This window comes from Sphingomonas sp. JUb134, assembly GCF_004341505.2.
In the GTDB taxonomy this organism is placed as follows: domain Bacteria; phylum Pseudomonadota; class Alphaproteobacteria; order Sphingomonadales; family Sphingomonadaceae; genus Sphingomonas.
In genome coordinates this window covers 68,699-90,889 of sequence record NZ_SLYP02000001.1, presented here as the reverse complement: position 1 = coordinate 90,889, position 22,191 = coordinate 68,699, and the positions used below count along the sequence as shown (strand labels likewise).

Sequence of the window (22,191 nt, the reverse complement as noted above, 5' to 3'; positions counted from 1 at the left end):
TACGGTATATGTCCGCAACGAGAAGAGAATGGTTCCGATGATGGTCGAATGGAAGGGCGTGTTCCCCGCCGTGACGACGCAGCTCCGTGAGGATCTGACGATCGACTTGGGTGAAACCCAGCGGGTGGTGGACGACCTGATCCGCGACGGGGTGACCGGCGTGATCGCGCTCGGCACCGTGGGTGAGAACAACTCGCTGATGTTCGAGGAAAAGCAGCAGGTCCTCTCCGCGATCGTGGAAGTGGTCGCCGGCCGCGTACCGGTGCTCACCGGCGTTTCCGAATATGATCAGCGCCGCGCCACCCGCTATGCCCAGGCGGCCGAGAAGATCGGCGCCGATGGCCTGATGCTGCTCCCGCCGATGGTCTATGTGCCCAAGGCCGAGGAACTGGTCGCGCACTTCCGCGGCGTGGCGGAGGCGGTGAGCCTGCCGATCATGCTCTACAACAACCCGCCGGCCTACCGCACCGTAATCGATCGCGGCGTGCTGGCGGCGCTCCATGACGTGAAGAACATCGTCGCGGTCAAGGAATCGGCACCCGACACCCGTCGCTTCACCGATTTCCGCAACGAGTTCGGCGACCGCTTCGTGCTGTTCGCAGGGCTCGACGACGTCGCGCTGGAAGGGCTGTTCCTGGGCGCCAAGGGCTGGGTCTCGGGCCTCACCAACGCCTTCCCGCGCGAATCGGTCGAGCTGGTGCGCGCGTTCGAGCGCGGCGATCATGCCAAGGCGCTGGAAATCTATCGCTGGTTCATGCCGCTGCTTCACCTCGATGCCGAGCATGACCTGGTGCAGACGATCAAGCTCGCCGAGCAGGTCATGGGCCGCGGGTCGGAGCGCGTGCTTCCGCCGCGCCAGGTGCTGACCGGCGAACGCCGTGCAGCGGTGATCGCCATGGTGGAAAAGGCTGCGGCGACCCGCCCGACCCTCGACATCGCCAAGGCAGCCTGACACGAGACCCCCATGCGGCACACCTTCTTCTGTATCGACGGCCACACCGCCGGCAATCCGGTCCGCCTGGTCGCAGGCGGCGCGCCGCTCTTGAAGGGGGCATCCATGTCGGAGCGGCGCCAGGACTTCCTGGCCCGCTTCGACTGGATTCGCACGGGCCTGTGCTTCGAACCGCGCGGGCACGACATGATGTCGGGCGGGTTCCTCTACCCGCCGACCCAGGCCGACGCCGACATCGGCATCCTGTTCATCGAGACCTCCGGCTGCCTGCCGATGTGCGGGCACGGCACCATCGGCATGGTGACCTTCGGCCTGGAGCACGGCCTCATCCAGCCCGCCACACCGGGCAAGCTGCGCATCGAGGTGCCGGCCGGGGTGATCGACGTCGACTATGAGACCGAGGGCGACAAGGTGACGGCGGTGCGCATCACCAACGTCCCGGCCTATGTCGCGGCGACCGGCATCCAGGTCGATCTGGAGGGGCTGGGGCCGCTCAGCGTCGATGTCTCCTATGGCGGCAACTATTACGCGATCGTCGAGCCGCAGGGTGCCTATACCGGGCTCGATGATCTCGGCGCCTCGCGGCTGGTCGAATTGAGCGCCCGCCTGCGCGAAGCCATCCGCGAGAAGTTCGAGCCGGTCCACCCGCTCGATCCCACCATCCGCGGCGTCAGCCATATCCTGTGGGCCGACAAGCCGCGCGGCGACGGCGCCGACGGCCGCAACGCCGTCTTCTACGGCGACCGGGCGATCGACCGCAGCCCGTGCGGCACCGGCACCTCGGCGCGCTTGGCGCATCTCGCCGCCAAGGGGCAGCTGAAGACCGGCGACCGCTTCGTCCACGAAAGCTACATCGGCAGCCGCTTCATCGGCCGGGTGGAGGCGGAGACTGCGATCGGCGACCAGCCGGCGATCATCCCATCGATCGAGGGATCGGCGGTCGCTACCGGCTTCAACACGATCTGGATTGATCGCGCCGATCCTTTCTGGAAGGGTTTCCAGGTCAAGTGACCCTGGCGGCCGAAGTCGATTGTCGGCGGGTCCGTCGCGGCCCTCCGGAGGTTTTTCGCAGATGAGCATCGTCGTCCGCACGCTCTCTGAACAGGTATTCGAAATCATCCGCGAGCGGATCATCACCGGCGTCCTTCCGCGGGAGGTGCCGATCCGTCAGGATGCGCTCGCCAACGAACTGGGGGTGAGCAAGATCCCCCTGCGCGAGGCGCTGGCGCGGCTGGAGCAGGAGGGGCTGCTCACCAGCCAGGCGAACCGCGGCTATTTCGTGCGCCCCATGTCGGCCGCGGAGGCGGAGGAAATCTTCGAGCTGCGGCTGGTGCTGGAGCCGCCGGCCGCTGCCCGCGCGGCGGAGCGCGCCGATGACGCAGACCGTGCGGCCACCATCGCAGCGTTCGAGGCGCTGGACAGCGCCGCCAGCAACAATCTCGCCAGCGTCGCCAGCTGCAACCGCAGCTTCCACACCGCGCTGGTGCGGCCGAGCGGGCGGTTGCTCACCACCCAGCTGGTCGAGCGGCTGACGGTGTTGTCCGAACGCTATGTCATCGCGCACCTCCAGCCCGCCGGACGCGAGGATCGCGCGCACCTGGAGCATCGCGACCTGCTCGACGCCTGGCTCGCCGGCGACGGGCCAACGGTGGAAAGGCTGCTGAGCGCACACATCCAGGCAACGCTGGACGATCTTCGCGCCGAATTCGGCTCGGAATTGTCCGGCTAAGACGAAAAAACCAGGGGGGAGAGCCGATGTTCGGGCCGCGTAAATCGATCCACACGATGGGCAGTCAACAAGAGGGGCACCGTCTCGCCAAGACGCTGAGCTGGCCGCACCTGATCGCGCTGGGGGTCGGCGCCATCGTCGGTACCGGCATCTACACGCTCACCGGTGTCGGTGCCGAGCGCGCCGGGCCGGCGGTCATCCTCGCCTTTGCCATCGCCGGCGCGGTCTGCGCCTGCGCCGCGCTCGCTTATGCCGAGATGGCGACGCTGATCCCGGCCGCCGGCAGCGCCTATACCTTCAGCTACACCGCGATGGGCGAGGGGATCGCCTGGATCGTCGGCTGGAGCCTGATTCTCGAATATTCGCTCGCCTGCTCGACCGTCGCGGTCGGCTGGTCCGGCTATCTCGTCGGCTGGATCCAGGCGGCAGGCGTCACGCTGCCGCAGGCGCTGCTGGTGGGGCCGCACGACGGCGGCATCATCAACCTGCCGGCCGTGCTGGTTGCGCTGTCCGTCATGGGCATGCTGATCGCCGGCACGCGCGAAAGCGCAACGCTCAACATCATCCTGGTCATCATCAAGCTGGTGGCGCTCAGCGTCTTCGTCGCCTTTGCGCTCCCCGCCTTCCAGGCCGACAACCTCCAGCCGTTCATGCCCTATGGCTTCGGCAGCACCGAGGTGATGGGCGAAAAGCGCGGCGTCATGGCGGCGGCGGCGATCGTGTTCTTCGCCTTCTACGGCTTCGACGCGGTGGCGACCTCGGCCGAGGAAGCCAAGAACCCGGGGCGTGACCTCACCATCGGCATCGTCGGTTCGATGCTGGTGTGCACGATCATCTACATGGCGGTCGCGGTCGCAGCTGTCGGCGCGCTCCCCTACACCGCACTCGCCAACTCGCCGGAGCCGCTCGCGCTGGTGCTGCGCTCGCTGCAGCAGCCGGTCGCCGCGCACCTGATCGCGCTTGCCGCCGTCGTCGCGCTGCCGTCGGTGATCCTGGTGATGATGTACGGCCAGAGCCGCATCTTCTTCGTGATGGCGCGCGACGGCCTGCTGCCCCGTCGCCTTGCCAAGGTCAGCCCGCGCACGGGCGCCCCGACGCTGATCACGCTGGTGACGGGGATCTCGGTCGCCGCAGTTGCCGGCTTCTTCCGCCTCGACGAAATCGCGGAGCTCGCCAACGCCGGCACGCTGGTCGCCTTCATCGCGGTCGGCGCGTGCCTGATGATCCTGCGTCGCCGCTTCCCGGAACTGCCGCGGCTGTTCCGTTGCCCCGCGCCCTATGTGGTCGGGACGCTCGCGATCCTCGGCTGCATCTATCTGTTCATCAGCCTGCCGAGCTCCACCATCACTCGCTTCGCGCTGTGGAACGTCATCGGCCTTGTGATCTACTTCGCCTATGGCCGTCGCCACAGCGACGCGCGCGAACCGAAGCCGGTCGCCGCCGCCTGAACCGGCGCGGCGCTCCGGCGCCGCGCCCAGGTCTCCGGCGTCGGCACCGGGATAATGCGGGAGGTGCGGGGATGCCGCACCTCCCGTTTGTCGTTTCAGGCGCCGGGATGCTTCTTGGCGATGGCACCCAGCAGGTCGTCGAACGCCTTCACGAACTGGGCGACACCCTCTTCCACCAGCTGCTGGGTGACGCCGTCCAGGTCCAGGCCCAGCCGCTCGGCTTCCGCCAGCACGTGGCGCGCGCCGTCCAGGTCTGCGGTCAGCGTGTCGGCGACGACGCCGCGCTCGCGGAACGCGTCCATGGTCTTGGGCGGCATGGTGTTGACCGTGTCCGCGCCGATCAGCGCGTCGACGTAGAGCGTATCCGGGTACGCCGGGTCCTTGGTCCCGGTCGACGCCCACAACAGCCGCTGCGGCTGCGCGCCCTTGGCGGCGAGTGCCTGCCAACGATCGCTCGCGATGAAGTCCTGGTACCAGGCATAGGCTGCCTTGGCGTTGGCGATGGCGACCTTGCCGCGCAGGGCCTTCAGCGCCTCCGCCTCGGGATCCCCCTCGGCAACGCGGGTGTCGATCGCCTTGTCCATCACCGCGTCGATGCGGCTGACGAAGAAGCTCGCGACGCCGGCGATGCGGTCGATCGGCAGGCCCTGTGCGGCGCGCTGCTCGAGACCCGCGACATGCGCCTCGGCGACGCGCTGGTACGCCTCCAGCGAGAACAGCAGCGTCACGTTGACGTTGATGCCGGCCGCAACCGTCGCCGCGATCGCGGGCGCACCTGCCGGCGTACCCGGGATCTTGATCATCAGGTTCGGGCGGTCGACCGCGGCCCACAGCTTCTGCGCCTCGGCAATGGTCGCGTCGGTGTCGTCGGCGATATACGGCGACACTTCCAGGCTGACATAGCCGTCCTTCGCATCGGTACGGTCATAGACCGGGCGCAGCGTGTCGGCCGCGGCCTTGATGTCCTGAATCGCCAGATGCTCGTAGCGGTCGATCGTCGCCGCACCCGGATGGGCGGCATCATAGGCGGCCAGCGTCGCGTCATAGGCGTCGCCATAGCCCATCGCCTTCTCGAAGATGGCGGGGTTGGAGGTGACGCCGGTCAGCCCGTCCTCGGCGACGAGCTTTTCCAGCCCGCCCGCTTCCAGGAACTTGCGGTCGACGAAGTCGAGCCACGGTGCGGTGCCCTTGGCGCCGAGATCGTTGAGCAGCCCCATTTCCAGTCCTTTCAGCATGCGCCGGACCCAAAACCCGGCTTTGGGAGCGCTATGCCGCCAGCCGCAGCAAAAATCGACTCACGCGTGCAGTCCCAATCTCGCGAGTGGCCGCCCGACCAGCCCGGCCACCAGCGCGGCCTGGATCCGCTCCACCAGCGGCAGGCGAGAGAGCGGCGCCACCAGCCGGTCCCGCAGTGCCGGAATGACCCGGCTGTCGGACTGATAGACCGGCGTCAGCAGCGCCGTCAGTGCCTGGTACAGCGCGACGTGCCGCCGCCGCAGCGCCACCGTGCGCGCCAACCCTGCCTCCATCGTCGCGGCACCGCGCAGCCCCTGCCGCAGCGCATAGGCATCCAGGAGCGCCATGTTCGCCCCCTGGCCCAGCTGCGGGCTCGCGGAATGCCAGGCGTCGCCGATGTGGATCAGGCCCGCGGCGGCCGGCTTCGAGAGCGTGCGATGCGCATAACGCGCGGCAACGAGCTGGTCGGGATGATCGATCCGGGCGAGCAGCGGCTCGGTTGCCGGCCACAGCGCCAGCACCTCTGCCTTCCACGCCGCCAGCCCGGCCGCCCGCCACGCTTCCAGCCGGTCGAGCCGCAGCGACCAGAACAGCGAGGCTTCGGCGCCACCGCCACCGGCGCGCTTGCCCGTCGGCAGCACGCCGACCATTTGGCTCGCCCGGTGATAGCGCTGCTCCAGCGTACTCGGCGACAGCGCGCTCTCTTCGGGCCAGGCGAGGCTCGTCCACAGCGCGCCATAGGCGAGTTCGCGGCCCGTGGGCGGTGCCAGCGGCGTGCGGCTGCCCAGCGCGTCGACCACCAGGTCGAACCGCACGCTGCGGGTGCCGCCTTCGAAGAGCAGGCGGCGACCGTCGTCGCTCACCGGCTCGCTGCCGATCACCGTCCGACCCGTCTCGATCGGGATAGCGGCTGCGACCGCAGCATCGAACAACACCGCGAACAGGCTCGCCCGGTGAATGCCGAGCCCGAAGCGCTCGCCCTTGAGAGCCCGATAGGCGACGTCCAGCACGACGCTGCCTTCCGCCGTGCACCCGAGCAGGCGGTCGACCCGCGCACCCTGCGCCAATACCGCGTCCGTCAGTTCGAGCTCCCGCATCACGGCAAGCCCGGTTGGCTGCAGCATCAGCCCCGACCCGATCGGCTGCGGCGTCGCGAACCGCTCGAACAAGGTGACGCGGTGGCCATCCCTCGCGAGCAGCAGCGCAGCTGCCAAGCCGGCTGGGCCGCAGCCCGCTACCGCGATCGTCCGCGCCGTCATCGCGCCAGGTCCAGCGCCATCTGCACGCCCGGTGTCGCCGGATCGGGCAGGGGGCCGAGGTTGGAGAGGGTGACGCCCAGCAGCCGCACCCCCATCGGCAGCGGGTACAGTCCGCGCACCAGCTCCACCGCGATCGCGTGCAGCGTTTCCCGGTCGCCGACCGGCTCGGCCAGGCTGCGGCTGCGCGTCAGGGTGCGGAAGTCGGCGAAGCGGATCTTGGTCGTCACGGTGCGACCGGAACTGCGCATGCGTTCGCACCATGCCCAGACATCATCGGCCATGGCGCGGATGCCGTCCTCCACCGCATCGGGCGTGGTGAGGTTGGTGGCGTAGGTGGTTTCCGATCCGGACGACTTGCGCACCCGGTCCGGCGTCACGGCGCGGTGGTCCTCGCCACGGGCGACGCGGTGATACCATTCGCCCGACTTGCCGAAGTGCGCGCGCAGCCATGGCAGCTCCTTTGCGCGCAAGTCGGCGCCGGTGTGGATGCCGAGCCCGGCCATCTTCTCGACCGTGCGCGGGCCGATACCGTGAAAGCGCCCCACCTCCAGCTTGGCAACGAACGCCTCGCCCGCACCCGGCGGGATGACGCACTGCCCGTCGGGCTTGTTGGCGTCGGAGGCGAGCTTCGCCAGGAACTTGTTGTAGGAGATGCCGGCCGACGCGGTGAGGCCGGTTTCCTCGCGGATGCGGCGCCGGATCTCCAGCGCGGTCTCGGTCGCGGACGGCAGCCCGGCGAGGTTTTCGGTCACGTCGAGGTACGCCTCGTCCAGCGACAGCGGCTCGACCAGCGGCGTATAGCTGTGGAAGATCGCCCGGATCTGCTGCGACACCGCCCGATAGACATCGAAGCGCGGCCGCACGAACACCAGTTCCGGGCACTGCCGGATGGCCCGCGCCGAGGGCATCGCCGAGCGTACCCCGAAGCGCCGCGCCTCGTAGCTCGCCGCCGCGACTACCCCGCGCCCGCTCGAGCCGCCCACCGCCACGGGCCGCCCGCGCAGCTCCGGCGCGTCGCGCTGCTCCACCGACGCGAAAAAGGCGTCCATGTCGACATGGATGATCTTGCGGGTCATGGCACGCGAACAGGATAGGAACAAACGTCCTCGCTGTCACCCGCCAACCTTGGTGGCTCTTCGCTATCACGGTGCCGGCATCAGAGCCGCGGTGAGCCCGTACCCCGGCGAAGGCCGGGGCCCAGCTGGGGGACGGTTGAGGCGCGTGGCACATCGCGATTGCACCGCAACTGGACCCCGGCCTCCGCCGGGGTACGGATAAGCTCTTGCTACGGTGTCACCTCAGCGCCGAGCCCGCCCCGGTCGAACAGAATGCCCGGCGCGTCGCGATAGCGGACCTCGCCGAAGCGCCGGTAGCCGAGCTTCTCCGCCACCCGCCGCGACGGCTGATTGTCGGGGTGGATGAGGCACACCGTGCGTTCGGCGCCCTGCACCTCGGCCATCCACCCATGCGCTGCCTGCACCGCTTCCGTGGCATAGCCCTTGCCATGGCCTTGCGCCGCCAGGATCCATGCGGCTTCCGGAAAGGGATCAAAGGCGGCGCCGAACCCGCGCGCGAAATGGGCGATTCCGACTTCGCCCAGGAAGCGCCCGCCGTCCTTCTCGCGCACGGTGAAGATGCCATAGCCAAAGGCCGTCCAGTGGCCGATGTTGCGCAGCAGCTTGTTCCACGCATCCTCGCGGCGGATCGGCTGCCCGCCGATGAAGGCCATCACGCCCGCATCGCTCAGCATCGCGTGGCTCTCGTCCAGGTCCGCGAGCGTAGGGCGGGCAAGGGTCAGGCGCTCGGTCTCGAGTACCGGTTCGCCGCGCGCGTGGGTGCCTTCCATCGAACCGTCTCCCCTCAACCCTGCTGGTCGTGCTTGTCCTTCTTGCGCTTCCCGAACAGCAGCTTGCGTTCGAGCTCCAGCCGCAGCGCTGCGTAATAGGCCTCCAGGAACTCGCGGTCATAGCCCTCGTCGGGGTTGCGGCCGAGCTTGGTGCGGATGGTGCGCGCCACCATGAACTGGTCGTGCCGGTCGTTCCGGCGCAGCACGTCCTCCAGCTTGTGCAACTCGAACGCGCCATAGGCGGCGAGTTCGTGCGGCGCGAAGCGATAGCGGTCGCCCTCCAGCGCGGCCGGATCGAGCAGTTCCGCGCCGATCTGCCCGCGCTCGTTCTCCACCACCCAGGTGCCCGCCACCAGGTCGCCTGCGCGCATCCGGTCGCGGTTGAACAGCAGGAAGAACAGAAACAGGCACGCCCAGCCGAGCGCCAGGAAGCCGACCCAGCCGTCGATCGTCCCTTCCGCAAAGGCAAAGGGGAGGAAGCTCAGCGGCAGGAACAGCTCGACCTCCCTCATCAGGTTGCGCGCCAGCACGGCCGTCGGGGTCAGCCGCCCCCCGTCGCGCGCCACCACCCGCAGCTTCTGCATCCGCTTGCCCGGCGTCGCCGCGCGCCCGCCCGCCTCGAACGCCACGAAGTAGAAGTTGCGCAGCAGGAAGAAGCCGAGCAGCCAGACGACCATCAGCAGCGGGCCGGTCGCGGTTCCTCCCGCTTGGGCGAGCAGCACCACCAGCAGGGTGAAGCCGATCAGGATGGCCAGCATGACCAGCAGGTCCAGCACCAGCGCGCCCGCGCGCGCGCCACCGCTGCCCAGGCGCACGTGAAGGGTCACTCCCTCGGGCGTCACCAGCGCGCGGTCGAGCGACAGCGGCGGGCGCGGCTTGCGCGGGCGCCTAGCCACGGCGAGGTCGTCCGGCGAGACCGAAATAGCCCACCCACAGGGCGAACATTGCGCCGGCGATGGCGTACCGTGCGCTGTCGCTGGTCACCAGCTGGCGCGCGAACCCCTCCAGCAGGCCGGCCACCAGCAGCATCAGGATGACGCCCAGCATCACGGTGGCGGCGGTCCTGCCGGCCGCCCCTGCGGCAGCGACGCGTCCGCGCTCGCCCGGAAAGGCGATGGTGCGTCCGATCCGCAGCCCTGCGGCGGCCGCCAGGACGATCGCGCTCAGCTCGGTCGATCCGTGGATCATCAGCCAGCCGAACAGCCCGGGCGCGAGGCCATGCGGCGTATAGACCGCGAAGATCGCACCCAGCATTGCGCCGTTCTGCACCAGCAGGATCAGCGTCGGAATGCCGAGCGCAAAGCCCAGCGCAAAGCACAGGAACGAGACCTGCGCATTGTGCGTGAACAGAAACGCCGCGAACACCTCCAGCCCGCCGTCCTCGGGCTTGTCGTAGAGCGACTTGCGCAGGAACTCGGTGGAGGCGCTCATGTCGCGTCCGCTCGCCATCTCGGGAGGCATGATCGCGCCGAACCACGCGGGTTCGGCGCGGATCAAGGCATAGGCGGCAACGGCGCTCAAGATGGTGAGCAGCGTCGCGACCAGGATCTCGGGCCAGAGCGTGCGCACCGCCTGCGGCAGCCCGCGCCCGAAGAAATCGACGATCTGCCGCCCCCACGGCGCGCGGCAGCCGTAGAGCACGAAATAGGCGCGGGTCGACAGCCGCTCGAGATAGTCGACCAGCGACGCATCCAGCGACGTCTCGCGCGCCACCGACAGCGCCGACAAGGTCGCGCGGTACAGCCGCGGCAGCTCGAACAGATCCTCTTCGGACAGGCGGCGCGGGCTCTTGCTCTCGACGACGTCGAGCAGCGCCTCCAGCCGCGCCCAGTCGGCCTCGCGTTCGGCACGGAAGTGGCGGCTGGCGAACAGCGGCGCGTTCATGCCACCCGCTCCCGGTGGCGGAGATACCGCTCGACCAGCCGGAGCGCCATCGCCTCGGCCGGCGCCTCGATCACGTCCACGCCCATCCGTCGCAGCCGTTCGATGACGATCCGCCGCTCGCGCAGCAGCGCATGGGCGACGGTCGCGCGCACCACATCGTCGGCGTCCTTCGGCTCGGCATCCTGGATCCCCTCCAGCTCGTCGTCGCGGAACAGCACGAACAGCAGCCGGTGGCGCTTGAGCATGCGCTGGGCGGCGGCGAGCATCAGTTCCGCGCTGGTGGGATCGGTGAACTCGGTGAACAGCACCACCAGCGATCGCCGCTCCAGACGGCCGTCCAGCGTCACCAGCGACAGGGTGTAGTTGCTCTCGTCGGTGCCATAGTCGATGTCGGCGGCGGCGTGGTGCAGCCGCGCAAAGCCGCGCGTGCCCGACAGCGTGCCCGAATCCACCTGAGGCCGGGCGGCAAAGGAATAGAGCCGCACCCGGTCGCCCGATTTCAGCGCCACGAATGCCGCGAGCAGCGCTGCCGAAACCGCGCGGTCGACCCGCGGCACGCCGCCGACCGGGTCGCTCATCGCGCGCCCGGCATCGACCGCGAACACCACCGCATTGTCGCGCTCGGTCTGATATTCACGGGCAAGCAGCGATGCGTGCTTGGCCGACGCCTTCCAGTCGATGGTGCGCCGTTCCATGCCGGGCTGGAAATCGGTGAGTACCTGGAATTCCTGCCCCTCGCCGCTGTCGCGCCGCATGCGCAGGCCGGTGTGCTGGCTGTTGAGATACTGCCGCATCCCCTCGTCGCGGACGGGACGGATGTCGGGCATGACGGCGATCGCCTGACCGCCCGGCCGACGCGTCTGCCGCCAGGCGAGCCCCATCGGCCCGGCATGGCGCGCCCACAGCGCCTCGACCACCGCGCGCCCGCGCCGGACGGCACGAAATCGCGTGCTGGTGCGCGGCCCCTCGCGCTCCAGCGGGCCGGAAATCTCCGCGGCGAAGGCGGCAGGCAGCACGCGCGTGTCCTGCTCCAGTCGGGGTGCCAGGTCGAACGTCTCGCCGACATGGATCGCCGCCGGGGTCGCGATCGACAGCCGGGCGCTGCCGAGCGGCGGCGCCAGCAGCGCATCGACGACGACCAGCACCACCATCAAGACCACCCAGGCGAGGGCTGCCACCCAGGCGCCGGGCGCGACGATGCCGACGGCGAGCGCCACCGGGGCCGCCGCGGCGACCAGCCACACCGCGCGCTGGGTGGGATAGATCAACGCGGCGCCTCGGTCGCGTCGATCAGGCCGGTCACGACATCGTCGATCCGCCGCCCGTCGATCTCGGCCGCAGGCGACAGGATCAGCCGGTGGCGCAGCAGCGCCGGGGCAAGCAGCTTCACGTCATCGGGGATGACATAGTCACGCCCCTCCAGCGCCGCTGCGGCCCGCGCTGCCGCGGCCATGGCCGATGCGGCGCGCGGGGAGGCGCCGCTCGCGATGTCGGGGTGCTCGCGGGTCGCCCGCACCAGCCGCACGATATAGTCGATCACCGGATCGACCAGTCGTACCTCCGACACCGCAGCAATGGCGGCTGCAATCTCCGCGGCACCCGCGACCGGCTGCACGCCCGAATCCTCGGGGCGCGGCGTACCGGTGCGGTTGCCGTACTGCGCGACGATCGCGCGCTCCGATTCCTCGGACGGCCAGCCGATCGACAGCTTGAACAAGAAGCGGTCGAGCTGCGCCTCGGGCAGCGGATAGACGCCCTGCTGCTCGATCGGGTTCTGGGTTGCGACCACGGTGAAGCGGTCCGACAGCCGCTCGGTGCGCCCGTCGGTGGTGATCGCGCGCTCCTGCATCGCCTCCAGCAAGGCCGCCTGGGTCTTCGGCGGAGTGCGGTTGATCTCGTCGGCCAGCAGAAGCTCGCAGAACACCGGCCCCTTGGTGAGCGCGAAGCTAGACGTCTGGAAGTTGAACAGGTTCGCGCCGATGATGTCGCCCGGCATCAGGTCGGGCGTGAACTGGATGCGGCCGAAGTCGAGGCTCAGCGAGCGCGCGAAGCTCTGCGCCAGCAGCGTCTTGGCGGTGCCCGGTGGCCCCTCCAGCAGCACATGGCCAGCGGAAAACAGCGCGATCGCCAGGAAGCGCACCACCGGTCCCTGGTCCACCACGGCCTTTGCGATCTCGCGGTCGATCGCCTGTCCGAGCGACCGGACCTCTTCGAGCGTCATGCCAATGCGTCCTTCCATGCGTGCAGTTGTCGGGCCGCCGCCACCAGCTCCGCTTCTGTGCGGGCGGTGCGCAAGCGATGGTCGATTTGCGAATAGGGGGCGGGGCGGTCGCCCAGCCGGTCGAGGCGCTCCAGCACGCCCGCCTCGTCCAGGTCGCGCGGCAGGTCCATGGTGCGAACCAGCCCCTCGCGCGTGATGTCGGCGTAGCGCGCCCCGGCCGAGAGCGTTCTGCCGGACAAGCGGGTGAGGGCGGCGATGTTGTCAATCAGCGCCGCCTTGCCCAGCGCCACCGCTCGCCGCTCGCGCAGCACGGGGCCGAACCGCACTGCGGTCGCGAGGCCGGCCAACACCGCGGCCGCGATCATCGCCAGGGTCGCGGCCAGGAACGGCGGCGTGAACAGCAGCTTCACCAGGTTGCGATCGCCTGGGCCATAATGCAGCGAGGCGTCGAACACGGCCGCACCCGGATATTTCGGGTCGAGGGCCGCGAGCAGCGCGATCGCCGCCTGCGCATTCTGCGGGTGCTTGAGCGCGGCATTGTTGAGGAGGTCCGGGTCGGAGAGCACATAGGTGTTCGTCCGCCCGATTCGCGCCAGCACCGCCGCCCCGTCCTGGTCCCGCAGGACCGGGACCAGTGTCTTGCCTGTTACGGCGCTCAGATACCGGGGCGCCAGGAAGGGGCGGAGCTTCCAGCCCGGGGCGCTGCGCATCTCCTGCGTCGCGCCATAGGTCGTGTCGACAGCCTTGGCGGGCACCAGCGCTGCGACCTTCTCGGAACTCAGCAGCCCCACGCGCTGCACCCGATTGGGCTGCAACGGCAGCGCCGCCACGTGCCACTTGGGCAGCACGATCAGCGTCGGAAAGTCGCCGCTCTCCTCTGCGTCTTCCTCCTCCGCCGCGGCCGCATGTGCCTCGCGCGCGTGCACCAGCCTGGCCACCTGCTCGGGCTGGGTGTCGATCGCCGGCGTCAGCACCGCCAATTCGGGCATCGCGGCCAGATCGTCCGGATCGACCACCAGCGAGCCGCCACCGCCGGTACGATCGACCAGCTGGCGCAGCGCGTAATAGCCGGCGCCATGCTTCTCGTCGGCCGCCGGAAGCGAGCCCAGCTGGCGCGACAGCACGTCCGAAAAGCCGTTGAGCAGGATCGCCGCCAGCGCCAGCAGCGTGCCGACCACCACCAGCACGATCGCGGTGCGCCGCGCAAAGGGCTCGGGTGTCGCGCTCATGCGGTCTTCAGTGCGAACCGAGCGTAATCCGCACGGGCCGCTTCCCAGTCGCCCGCCTCCAGCGCACGCCCGCCGAACCAGCTGCGCTCCACCGCGGCCACGATCCGCGCGAACACCCCGCGCGCTTCCCCCGGCAGCCCCTCGGCCCGCGCGATGTCGCGGCTGGTGGAGGAGGGACGCACCAGCTCGCCACGCCAGGCGGCAATGTCGTCGATGCTGCGGAACAGGATCAGGTGCACCGCCTCGTCATAGCGGCCGCCAGCCGCCAGCGCGTCCGCCTCTTCCAGCAGCGCGCGTGCCTGGCCTTCGGTCGGCGCCCAGTGCGGCGCCTCGGGCGCAGCACCGCGGCCGCGGCGGGCGAGCGAGAGCACCCACTCGCGCAGTCCCGGCACCAGCGCGAACAGCAACACCGCGACCACCACCGCCGCCGCGATCCAGCCGATCACGGTCCAACCGTCTCCGACCCAGGCGACGAAGCGCGCGATCGCTCTGCCCAGCGCCTTCAGCCACTCGGGCGTCTCGCGCGCCTCGATGTGCCGCATCGGCAAGTCGAACTGGATGCTCTTGTCGGCCAGAATCGCGCGATGCGCCTCCGCCACACGCGCGGGGTCGGGCGGCGCTGCCGCCGATGCGGCTTCCATGGATGCGCGTGCCGTCATTCGTCCCCCTGCGCGCCGTTGGAGCAAATCGCCGATTTACACGCAACGCTTTTCGCCTAGGCTTGGCGAACCGGCGGGGGGCGGGGATCCATGGCAGTCATATTGATGTTGGTGGTGCTGCTTGCGCTGCCGTTCCTGTTCATCGCCGCCCTGATCTTCGCGGCGCGTACCGAGGCGCGACGACATCCCTGGCGCTTCCGCATCACCGACGTGGTCTCGCAGAGCTTCTCGACGATCGGCCGTGCGCGCCTGCCGATGCTGGCGACCAGCCTGGTGACGATCGCGCTGCCAGCCACCGCCCTCCAGACGGCACTCGGGTTCGACGCGACGGCCCGGATGTTCACCATGCCGGACGAGCAGGTGCTGACCGCCCTCGGCATCGGCTGGCTGGTCAGCCTGCTGGTGGGCACGCTGGGCGAAGTCGTGATGATCGCGATCGCGCTCGACGTGCTTGCCGGGCGGCCGGTGCAGTTCGGGCCGGCGCTGGCGCAGGGACTGCGGCTGCTGCTGCCCGCCATTCTCGTCCGGCTGCTGCTGTGGGTGGGCGTCGCCCTTGGGTTGATGCTCTTCATCATCCCGGGACTGGTGCTGATGCTGACCTGGGCGATCGTGCTCCCGGTCCTGGTCGCCGAGCGTCCCGGCATCTTTGCCAGCTTCGCGCGCAGCGGGGAGCTCCTGCGCGGCGCCCGCTGGCGGCTGCTGCTGCTCTTCGCGATCGTGTTCGTGGCCTGGTCGCTGTTCGGCGGCATGGGCCAGGGCTTCGCGCTCGCCAGCCAGACCAGCAGCGCCCGGATCGGCAGCATCGTCATCCAGACGCTGGTCGCCACGCTTACCGGCGCGATGGGCGCGGCCGGACTTTCGACCATCTACCACCAGCTCAAGTCCGAACGCGAAGGGCTGGTGGGCGAGGATCTGGAGGCGGTGTTCGCATGACCGCCCGACATCGACAGGAACGGAGAACAGGCTTGCTACGAACGTTGCTGATGCTCGCCGCGGCCGGCGGGCTCGCCGCCTGCGCGGCCGATGGGACGCGGGCGCATACCGCCGGCGATCGTTCGGCCAGCGCCAAGAAGGACAAGGGCGACGAGGCGCCCGGCGCGGGCAAGGGGTATAACCACGATCCCTATCCCTCCACCTACCGCGCCTATCCCGGCCGGCCGACGCTCCTCACCAACGTTACCATCTATGATGGCGAGGGTGGCCGCATCGACGGCGGCGCCGTGCTGTTCCGCGACGGCAAGATCGTCGAAGTCGCCCAGTCGATCGCGCCTGCTGCGGGCGTGACCGTGATCGACGGCACCGGCAAGTGGGTGACGCCGGGCGTGATCGACGTCCACAGCCACCTCGGCGACTATCCCTCGCCCGGCGTCGAGGCGCTGTCCGACGGCAACGAGATGTCGGCGCCGGTGACCGCAGAGGTCTGGGCCGAGCACAGCGTCTGGCCGCAGGACCCCGGCTTCGGCCGCGCGCTCGCGAACGGCGGGGTCACCACGCTGCAGATCCTGCCTGGCTCCGCCAACCTGTTCGGCGGCCGCTCGGTGACGGTGAAGAACGTCTACGCGCGCACCATGCAGGGGATGAAGTTCCCTGGCGCTCCCTATGGCCTCAAGATGGCCTGCGGAGAAAACCCCAAGCGCGTCTATGGCAGCAAGGGCCGGATGCCGACGACCCGCATGGGCAATGTCGCGGTCGATCGCGCCACCTGGGCGAAGGCCCGCGCCTATGATCGCAAGTGGGACAAGTATGAGGAGGACGGCGGCGACGCGCCCGATCGCGACCTCGCCATGGACACGCTGCGCGGCGTCCTGGACGGCGAGATTCTCGTCCACAACCACTGCTACCGCGCCGACGAAATGGCCGTCGTCCTCGATATGGCCAAGGAGTTCGGCTACAAGGTCACCGCCTTCCACCACGCGGTGGAGGCCTACAAGATCGCCGATCTGCTGAAGGCAAACGGCACCTGTGCGGCGGTCTGGGCCGACTGGTGGGGCTTCAAGATGGAAGCCTATGACGCGGTCGGCGAGAACCTCGCCATCCTCGACCGCGCCGGTGCCTGCGCGATGATCCATTCGGACGACGAGAACGGCATCCAGCGGCTCAACCAGGAAGTCGCCAAGGTGATGGGCTCGGCGCGCCGCGCCGGCATCGCGGTCACCCCCGAACATGCCTGGACCTGGCTCGCCATCGCGCCTGCGCGCGCGCTCGGCATCGACCAGGTCACCGGCAGCTTGAAGCCCGGCAAGATGGCCGACGTCGTGCTGTGGAACGGCGATCCGTTCAGCGTCTACACCCGCCCCGAAAAGGTGTGGGTCGATGGCGCGCTGCTGTTCGACGCCAATGACAAGCGGCTGCGGCCAGTTTCCGATTTCGAGCTCGGCCAGCCGGGCGAGGGGGATGTGAAGTGAAGCGCCTGATCCTTTCCACGGCGGCCGCGCTGCTCGGCACAGCCGCGGCGCTGCCCGCCTCCGCGCAGACCGTCGCGATCACCAACGCCAAGCTGGTGGTCGGCACCGGCGCAGGCCCGGTCGACGGCGGCACGGTGGTGGTGCGCGACGGCCGCGTCGTCGCTGCCGGTCCCGGCGTGGCGGTGCCCGCCGGCATGCGCACCGTCGATGCTGGCGGCAAATGGGTGACGCCCGGCATCTTCGCCGGCTTCACGCGCATGGGCATCGTCGAGGTCGATGCGGTGCGCGGCACCAACGATGCCAGCGCCGACGAGACGGTGTTCAACGCCGCGCTCGACATCGCCCCTGCCGTGAACCCGCGCACCTCCGCCATCGCCCTCAACCGGGCTGAGGGCGTCACCCGCGCCGTCGTCGCGCCCGAGAATGGCGGCTCGATCTTTGCCGGCCAGGGCGCCGTCATCGATCTCGCCGCGGACATGGACGCGGTCACCCGCCCGCGCGCCTTCCAGTTCATGGAGTGGGGCGAAAGCGGCGCGCGTGCCGCCGGCGGCAGCCGTCCGGCCGCCTTCGCGATGCTGCGCAACGCGCTGTTCGAGGCGCGCGAATATGCCCGCAGCCCCGCGAGCTTCGCCGATCGCGGCAAGGACGCGCTGCTCACCCGCCTCGACGCGCAGGCGCTGGTGCCGGTGATCGAAGGGCGCATGCCGCTGCTCGCCCATGTCGAGCGCGCGTCGGACATCCGCGCACTGCTCGACCTCAAGCGCGAGCTCGGCACCGTCAAGCTCGTGCTGGTCGGCGCCACCGAAGGCTGGACCGTCGCCGCCGACATCGCGGCGGCCGGCGTGCCGGTGATCGCCAGCGCGCTCGCCGACCTGCCGTCCTCGTTCGAGCAGCTCGCCGCCACCCAGTCGAACATCGGCCGGCTGAAGGCGGCGGGCGTCCCCGTCGCGATCGGCATGATCAACAACGACGAGGCGCGCCAGGCGCGGCTGGTGAAGCAGTACGCCGGCAACCTCGTGGCGCTCAGCCGCATTCCCGGTGCCGCCGGGCTCGACTGGGGCAGCGCCTTTGCGGCGATCAGCTCGCGTCCTGCCGAGGCGCTCGGCATGGGCGGCGAGTTCGGCTCGCTCCAACCCGGCCGCCGCGGCGACGTGGTGATCTGGGATGGCGATCCGCTGGAGATCGGCTCGATGCCGACCCAGGTGTTCGTCGACGGGGTCGAGCAACCGCTCGTCCACCGCCAGCAGCGGTTGCGGGACCGCTACCTCGATCCGACCGAGGGCGCGTTGCCCAAGGCCTATCAATACTGATCGCTTCGTGCCGCCCGCGGGAACCGCGCGGGCGGCACGCGCTTTGTCAGGAGAGCCGCCGCCCGCGGCACCAGAGGAGGTCTATTCCGATGCGCTTTCCGACCCTGATCGTTCCCGCGCTCGCCCTGGCGCTCGCCGCATGCGGCGGCAACAGCGAGCCTCAGCCGACCGCTGCCGACAATGGCGCTACGGCCGAGGCCACCCAGCAGCTGGACGCCAAGGTCGCCGCGCTTTCGGAAGGGCAGCGCAACGGCGTGTTCATCCGCGCGATCCGTGACGCAGGGCTGCCGTGCCAGGGCGTCACCGCCTCCGAACGCTCCGGCGATGCACAGGCGACCTGGACCGCCACCTGCACCGACGGCTCCAAGCACATCATCGCCTTCACCCCCGACGGGATGGCCAAGGTCACCAGCATGACGCGCAAGTGAGCGTGCCCAACGGGTGACTTACCGGTGCGGCGCGGCTAGGGGCGATCCCATGGCCGCGCCGCCCTCTCGTCCCGGAAATCCGCCGAGTCTCATGGCGCGGGCGCTCTCGGCAGCGCGGGCGAAGGCGACTGCGCCCCGCCGCGAGCCCCCTCCCGCTGCCGAAGCCCCGCGTGTGCGGTCCCGGGCCACGGGGCCCGCATCCTCGGATGGCGTCGTTGCCAAGGATCTTCGCTGGCCGGGTGCCCTGGCGCTGCTGCTGGCGCTCGGCCCCGCGCTGACCTGGGCCTGTGCCGTCGTCCTGGAACACCGCGCCCGCGCCGATGTCGCAGCGCTCGCACCCGCCGCCGAGCCGTTGCTCGCGCGCGCCCGCGCCGCTGCCGGGACTCGCGCCGCCTGGGCGCCACTGCTCGACCGGCCGGCGCTGGGCAGCACCCTGGAGCGTCTGGCAACGACGCTTCCTGCCGAGGACCGCCTGGCACGGGTATCCAGCGACCCCGACGGTACGCTGGAGGTCGCGATCCTCACCGCCGATCCCGACGCGCTTCGCGACGCCCTGCGCCGGGAGCCGGTGCTGGCGCAACTGCGGGAGGCAGGGCAGCAGCGCGACGAGGCGGTCATGCGCGTGACCCTGCGGGGGCGTCCGCAATGACCACGCGGCTCTGGGCAGCGGCGGTCGTGGCAGGGCTCCTGATGGCGGCGGCGTTCTGCATCCCGATGGCGGCGACGCTCGATCGCCTGGCGGATGCGCGAGAGACCCGCAGCCGCTTGGCCGTCGCGCTCCACGCACCGCCGCCCCCGGCGCCGATCGCGCCCGAGTTGGCGCTCGCCGCGTCCGATCGTGCGACCGCCACGCGTCGCGCCGCCGGCCAGCTGCGCGCCGCTGCCACCGCCGCCGGCCTGCTGGTCGAGGGGATCGCCCCTGCCGCTGCCCCGCCGCCCGGCCTGGTCCTGCTCGACCTGCGCCTCTCGGGCCCGGAGAAAGCGGTACTCGCCTTTGCCGACCGCGCCGAACGCGGCCGTCCGCTCGCCCGCTTCGCCCGCTGGCGCGTGGAGGCCGGGGAGGGCGGCAGCATCCGTCTCGACGCCCAATTGATGATGCCATGGCGCGGCTGAGCCCCCGCTGGCTGCTGCTGCCGGCCGCGCTGCTTGCCGGCGCGATGCCGGCGCTGCTGCTGACGCCGCCCCGCGCATCGGAGGCGCAGCCGGGCGCCTTGACGCCGCTTGCTGCGCCGCCGGAAGCGCCGCCGCTCGCCGCCGCCTTCACCCGCCCGCTGTTCGCGGCCGGCGGGCTAGAGGCGCCGGCTGCCGAGGATGCGCCCGCACTCGTGGGCGTGGTCGGGCGGTTGATGCACGACGCGGTCGCGCTCGTCCGCACCGCCGACGGCAGCACGCGCACGCTCGCGCCGGGCGAGAGCGTCGACGGCTGGCGGCTCGAATCGCTCGCCGCGGACGCCGCCTATTTCACCCGCGGCGGCCAGCGCGCGCGGGTGCCGATGCCGGGCGAAGACCCGCCTCAGTAGATCCCGTCGATCTCCACCGACAGCCGCGGCCGCGGCGGATCGAGCAACAGGCTGCGCTTCTCGCCCAGCTGCGCCTCGTCGCCGCGCAGCCGGTCGTAGCGCGCCTGCGTCTCCGCCGCCGCCGTCGCGCCATCGCGCAGGATCGTCGGTTTCAGGAAGATGAACAGCGTGCGCTTGGTGCGCTGTTCCTGGCGGCTCTTGAACAGCTCGCCCAACACCGGGATGTCGCCCAGGATCGGCACCTGGCTCTTCAGCCGGTTGTAGTCGTCGGCGGTCAGACCCCCCAGCACGATGGTCTGGCCATTCTCCGCCAGCACGGTCGTGTTGATCATGCGCTTGTTGGTGATGATGTCGGACGCGGCCTGCAGCTGCGTGGGCGAGATCGAGGAGGCTTCCTGCGCCACCTCCAGCCGGATCGTGTCGCCGGCATTGATCCGCGGCAGCACCCGCAGCGTGATACCCACGTCGCGGCGCTCGATCGACGTATAGGGGTTGGCGTTGGTCGTGTCCGTCAGGATTGATCCGGTGATGAACGGCACTTCCTGCGCCACCACGATCTCGCCCATCTTGTTGTCGAGCGTGGTAATCTGCGGGGTGGAGAGCAGGTTCGCCTTGGACGACGTGCCCAGCGCTTGCACCAGGATCGAGAAGTCGTTGCCGATGCCAATGTTGGCCGTCAGGCCCTCGCCCAGCAGCTTTCCGGCCGGCACGCCCAGCGTCTGCAGGATCGCCGAGAGCGGCGTCACGCCCGTGGGCGTGCTGAAGGACGTGCCGGCGCCCGTCACCGACGTCAGCGCCGCGCCGCTGGTGCCCAACTGGACCGCCAGACGTTCGGCGTCATCGCCGACGATCTCGGCGATCGCCGCCTCGATCAGCACCTGAGGCCGCCGCACGTCCAGGTCGGGGATCAGCCGGTCGATCTGCGCCACCGCCGTCGGCGTGCCGCGCACCACCAGCGCGTTGATGTCCGGGGCCGGCTGCACCGTCAGGTCGGGTGTCGAAAAGCCCTGCGGGGTCGGCGCCTGCTCACCCATCGCGCCGCCGCTGCTGCCGCCGGACAGGCCGGCCGTGGTGCTCCCTGCCGCTGCTGCCTGTGCGGCGGCGTTGCCGCTGATCAGGCTCGACAGCGCCGCCGTTGGGCTCTGCGCACCGCTGCCGGCGCGCGGGCGGGAGGAGAGGCTGCGCGCGACCGGATTGGACGCGCTGGCTTCCTGGCCAAGGATGCCGCGCAGCACCTCGGTCACCGCCTCGGCATCGGCGTGGTTCAGCCGGAAGACGCGCGTGACCGGCGTGGCGCCGCCCGGTGCATCGAGCGCCTGTGCGATCCGCCGCGCCTCCGCCACGGCCGCCGGGGTGCCGCGCACCACGATGGTGTTGCTCCGCGGATCGGCCGCCACACGCGCGCCGGTGCCGCCGGCGGCATCGCCCAGCACGCCCTGCATCGCCTGCGCGACATCGCTGGCATTGCCGTTCTGCAAGGGGATGGTCGCAAAGCTCGAACCGCCGCCGCCGTCCAGCGAGCGTGCCAGCGCCTCGATCCGCGCGACATTGTCGGCATAGTCGGTGACGACGATCGCATTCGGCGCCGACAGCGGCTCCACGCTGCCGAAGCTCGCGACCAGCGGACGGACGATGCGGGCGGCGTCCGCCGACGGAACGTTCGCCAGCCGGACCATGCGCGTCACCAGCGCCTGGCCGCCGCCGCCGCGCACCCCGCCGTCGCGCACCGCATTGGCCGCCGGTACGATCCGCCACGCGCCGCCCGATCGCACCGCGGCAAAGCCGTTGGCGCGCAGCACCGACTGGAACAGCTCCCACACGCCCGCCGGGGACAGCGGCTCCGCCGACGTGACGGTGACCTGGCCCTTCACGGTCGGGTCTAGGATCAGCGTGCGCCCGGTCAGCCGGCTGATCTGCTCGGCGACGTCGGCGATTTCCACGCCGCGCATGTTGACGACGATGTCGCCCGCGGGCGCAGTCTGCGCGGCGAGCGGTTGGAGCGCGGTCGCGGCGAGGCAGAGCGCAAGGAGAGGAATGCGGATCGGATGCGGCACGATGCTTTGAC

22 protein-coding genes are annotated in these 22,191 nt (G+C 70.3%); 11 read left to right on the top strand and 11 right to left on the bottom strand.

What is annotated here, in order from left to right; all coding sequences use genetic code 11:
- Positions 1–37: 37 nt before the first annotated feature.
- From EDF69_RS00410 to EDF69_RS00395, 4 genes are all read left to right on the top strand, one after another.
- Positions 38–952 carry a dihydrodipicolinate synthase family protein gene (locus EDF69_RS00410; RefSeq protein ID WP_132883504.1) on the top strand — a complete coding sequence of 305 codons (915 nt, stop codon included), beginning with the start codon at positions 38–40 and terminating at the stop codon, positions 950–952.
- A gap of 12 nt (positions 953–964) precedes the next feature.
- Positions 965–1,963 (top strand): 4-hydroxyproline epimerase, encoded by a 999-nt coding sequence (locus tag EDF69_RS00405; RefSeq protein ID WP_132883429.1) that lies wholly within the window; start codon positions 965–967, stop codon positions 1,961–1,963.
- A gap of 61 nt (positions 1,964–2,024) precedes the next feature.
- Positions 2,025–2,681, top strand: coding sequence for a GntR family transcriptional regulator (locus EDF69_RS00400; RefSeq protein ID WP_125960666.1), 657 nt, complete (start codon positions 2,025–2,027; stop codon positions 2,679–2,681).
- A 26-nt stretch (positions 2,682–2,707) separates the two neighbouring features.
- Positions 2,708–4,129, top strand: a complete 1,422-nt coding sequence (locus EDF69_RS00395) for an amino acid permease (RefSeq protein WP_132883430.1) — start codon at positions 2,708–2,710, stop codon at positions 4,127–4,129.
- Positions 4,130–4,224: 95 nt separating this feature from the next.
- Here the strand turns inward: EDF69_RS00395 and tal are convergent, their stop codons facing one another.
- From tal to EDF69_RS00345, 10 genes are all read right to left on the bottom strand, one after another.
- The gene (gene tal / locus EDF69_RS00390) at positions 4,225–5,346 is read right to left on the bottom strand and encodes a transaldolase (protein ID WP_132883505.1); all 1,122 of its coding nucleotides are present in this window, start codon (positions 5,344–5,346) and stop codon (positions 4,225–4,227) included.
- 78 nt (positions 5,347–5,424) lie between these two features.
- Positions 5,425–6,624, bottom strand: coding sequence for an FAD-dependent oxidoreductase (locus EDF69_RS00385; protein ID WP_132883431.1), 1,200 nt, complete (start codon positions 6,622–6,624; stop codon positions 5,425–5,427).
- Positions 6,621–7,700 carry a DNA polymerase IV gene (dinB, locus tag EDF69_RS00380; protein WP_132883432.1) on the bottom strand — a complete coding sequence of 360 codons (1,080 nt, stop codon included), beginning with the start codon at positions 7,698–7,700 and terminating at the stop codon, positions 6,621–6,623. Before dinB ends, EDF69_RS00385 begins: the two co-directional genes overlap by 4 nt.
- Before the next feature lie 209 nt (positions 7,701–7,909).
- On the bottom strand, positions 7,910–8,470 hold the full coding sequence (locus EDF69_RS00375) for a GNAT family N-acetyltransferase (RefSeq protein ID WP_132883433.1): 561 nt from the start codon (positions 8,468–8,470) through the stop codon (positions 7,910–7,912).
- Positions 8,471–8,484: 14 nt separating this feature from the next.
- Positions 8,485–9,366, bottom strand: coding sequence for an RDD family protein (locus EDF69_RS00370; RefSeq protein WP_132883434.1), 882 nt, complete (start codon positions 9,364–9,366; stop codon positions 8,485–8,487).
- Positions 9,359–10,354: a stage II sporulation protein M gene (locus EDF69_RS00365; protein WP_132883435.1), complete on the bottom strand. Its 996-nt coding sequence runs from the start codon at positions 10,352–10,354 to the stop codon at positions 9,359–9,361. The genes EDF69_RS00370 and EDF69_RS00365 overlap by 8 nt, the downstream gene beginning before the upstream one ends.
- Positions 10,351–11,622, bottom strand: a complete 1,272-nt coding sequence (locus EDF69_RS00360; RefSeq protein ID WP_132883436.1) for a DUF58 domain-containing protein — start codon at positions 11,620–11,622, stop codon at positions 10,351–10,353. The genes EDF69_RS00365 and EDF69_RS00360 overlap by 4 nt, the downstream gene beginning before the upstream one ends.
- Positions 11,619–12,575 carry an AAA family ATPase gene (locus EDF69_RS00355; RefSeq protein ID WP_132883437.1) on the bottom strand — a complete coding sequence of 319 codons (957 nt, stop codon included), beginning with the start codon at positions 12,573–12,575 and terminating at the stop codon, positions 11,619–11,621. Before EDF69_RS00355 ends, EDF69_RS00360 begins: the two co-directional genes overlap by 4 nt.
- Positions 12,572–13,804 (bottom strand): hypothetical protein, encoded by a 1,233-nt coding sequence (locus EDF69_RS00350; RefSeq protein ID WP_132883438.1) that lies wholly within the window; start codon positions 13,802–13,804, stop codon positions 12,572–12,574. The genes EDF69_RS00355 and EDF69_RS00350 overlap by 4 nt, the downstream gene beginning before the upstream one ends.
- On the bottom strand, positions 13,801–14,463 hold the full coding sequence (locus tag EDF69_RS00345; RefSeq protein WP_239555200.1) for a DUF4129 domain-containing protein: 663 nt from the start codon (positions 14,461–14,463) through the stop codon (positions 13,801–13,803). Before EDF69_RS00345 ends, EDF69_RS00350 begins: the two co-directional genes overlap by 4 nt.
- A 90-nt stretch (positions 14,464–14,553) precedes the next feature.
- Here EDF69_RS00345 and EDF69_RS00340 point away from each other — a divergent pair, with 90 nt between their 5' ends.
- The 7 genes from EDF69_RS00340 (at position 14,554) to EDF69_RS00310 (ending at position 20,126) form a co-directional block, all read left to right on the top strand.
- Positions 14,554–15,396: a hypothetical protein gene (locus tag EDF69_RS00340; protein WP_132883439.1), complete on the top strand. Its 843-nt coding sequence runs from the start codon at positions 14,554–14,556 to the stop codon at positions 15,394–15,396.
- Between the two features lie 50 nt (positions 15,397–15,446).
- A complete protein-coding gene (locus EDF69_RS00335; RefSeq protein ID WP_132883507.1) occupies positions 15,447–16,868 on the top strand; it encodes an amidohydrolase in 1,422 nt (473 codons plus the stop codon).
- The gene (locus EDF69_RS00330; RefSeq protein WP_132883440.1) at positions 16,865–18,178 is read left to right on the top strand and encodes an amidohydrolase family protein; all 1,314 of its coding nucleotides are present in this window, start codon (positions 16,865–16,867) and stop codon (positions 18,176–18,178) included. Before EDF69_RS00335 ends, EDF69_RS00330 begins: the two co-directional genes overlap by 4 nt.
- Before the next feature lie 89 nt (positions 18,179–18,267).
- Positions 18,268–18,606: a hypothetical protein gene (locus tag EDF69_RS00325; RefSeq protein WP_132883441.1), complete on the top strand. Its 339-nt coding sequence runs from the start codon at positions 18,268–18,270 to the stop codon at positions 18,604–18,606.
- Between the two features lie 172 nt (positions 18,607–18,778).
- The gene (locus tag EDF69_RS00320; RefSeq protein WP_132883442.1) at positions 18,779–19,255 is read left to right on the top strand and encodes a hypothetical protein; all 477 of its coding nucleotides are present in this window, start codon (positions 18,779–18,781) and stop codon (positions 19,253–19,255) included.
- Positions 19,252–19,719 carry a hypothetical protein gene (locus EDF69_RS00315; RefSeq protein ID WP_132883443.1) on the top strand — a complete coding sequence of 156 codons (468 nt, stop codon included), beginning with the start codon at positions 19,252–19,254 and terminating at the stop codon, positions 19,717–19,719. The genes EDF69_RS00320 and EDF69_RS00315 overlap by 4 nt, the downstream gene beginning before the upstream one ends.
- Positions 19,707–20,126, top strand: a complete 420-nt coding sequence (locus EDF69_RS00310) for a hypothetical protein (protein WP_132883444.1) — start codon at positions 19,707–19,709, stop codon at positions 20,124–20,126. Before EDF69_RS00315 ends, EDF69_RS00310 begins: the two co-directional genes overlap by 13 nt.
- Here the strand turns inward: EDF69_RS00310 and gspD are convergent.
- On the bottom strand, positions 20,120–22,180 hold the full coding sequence (gene gspD / locus EDF69_RS00305) for a type II secretion system secretin GspD (protein WP_339537423.1): 2,061 nt from the start codon (positions 22,178–22,180) through the stop codon (positions 20,120–20,122). The two genes, EDF69_RS00310 and gspD, sit on opposite strands and share 7 nt — an antisense overlap.
- Positions 22,181–22,191 lie beyond the last annotated feature (11 nt).

What these genes read in the sequence shown, in the direction of transcription:
- EDF69_RS00410 (WP_132883504.1), top strand. Translation starts at nt 38, where the DNA reads ATGATGGTCGAATGGAAGGGCGTGTTCCCCGCCGTGACGACGCAGCTC.
- EDF69_RS00405 (WP_132883429.1), top strand. Translation starts at nt 965, where the DNA reads ATGCGGCACACCTTCTTCTGTATCGACGGCCACACCGCCGGCAATCCG.
- EDF69_RS00400 (WP_125960666.1), top strand. Translation starts at nt 2,025, where the DNA reads ATGAGCATCGTCGTCCGCACGCTCTCTGAACAGGTATTCGAAATCATC.
- EDF69_RS00395 (WP_132883430.1), top strand. Translation starts at nt 2,708, where the DNA reads ATGTTCGGGCCGCGTAAATCGATCCACACGATGGGCAGTCAACAAGAG.
- tal (WP_132883505.1), bottom strand. Translation starts at nt 5,346, where the DNA reads ATGGGGCTGCTCAACGATCTCGGCGCCAAGGGCACCGCACCGTGGCTC.
- EDF69_RS00385 (WP_132883431.1), bottom strand. Translation starts at nt 6,624, where the DNA reads ATGACGGCGCGGACGATCGCGGTAGCGGGCTGCGGCCCAGCCGGCTTG.
- dinB (WP_132883432.1), bottom strand. Translation starts at nt 7,700, where the DNA reads ATGACCCGCAAGATCATCCATGTCGACATGGACGCCTTTTTCGCGTCG.
- EDF69_RS00375 (WP_132883433.1), bottom strand. Translation starts at nt 8,470, where the DNA reads ATGGAAGGCACCCACGCGCGCGGCGAACCGGTACTCGAGACCGAGCGC.
- EDF69_RS00365 (WP_132883435.1), bottom strand. Translation starts at nt 10,354, where the DNA reads ATGAACGCGCCGCTGTTCGCCAGCCGCCACTTCCGTGCCGAACGCGAG.
- EDF69_RS00355 (WP_132883437.1), bottom strand. Translation starts at nt 12,575, where the DNA reads ATGACGCTCGAAGAGGTCCGGTCGCTCGGACAGGCGATCGACCGCGAG.
- EDF69_RS00350 (WP_132883438.1), bottom strand. Translation starts at nt 13,804, where the DNA reads ATGAGCGCGACACCCGAGCCCTTTGCGCGGCGCACCGCGATCGTGCTG.
- EDF69_RS00345 (WP_239555200.1), bottom strand. Translation starts at nt 14,463, where the DNA reads ATGACGGCACGCGCATCCATGGAAGCCGCATCGGCGGCAGCGCCGCCC.
- EDF69_RS00340 (WP_132883439.1), top strand. Translation starts at nt 14,554, where the DNA reads ATGGCAGTCATATTGATGTTGGTGGTGCTGCTTGCGCTGCCGTTCCTG.
- EDF69_RS00335 (WP_132883507.1), top strand. Translation starts at nt 15,447, where the DNA reads ATGCTCGCCGCGGCCGGCGGGCTCGCCGCCTGCGCGGCCGATGGGACG.
- EDF69_RS00325 (WP_132883441.1), top strand. Translation starts at nt 18,268, where the DNA reads ATGCGCTTTCCGACCCTGATCGTTCCCGCGCTCGCCCTGGCGCTCGCC.
- EDF69_RS00315 (WP_132883443.1), top strand. Translation starts at nt 19,252, where the DNA reads ATGACCACGCGGCTCTGGGCAGCGGCGGTCGTGGCAGGGCTCCTGATG.
- EDF69_RS00310 (WP_132883444.1), top strand. Translation starts at nt 19,707, where the DNA reads ATGGCGCGGCTGAGCCCCCGCTGGCTGCTGCTGCCGGCCGCGCTGCTT.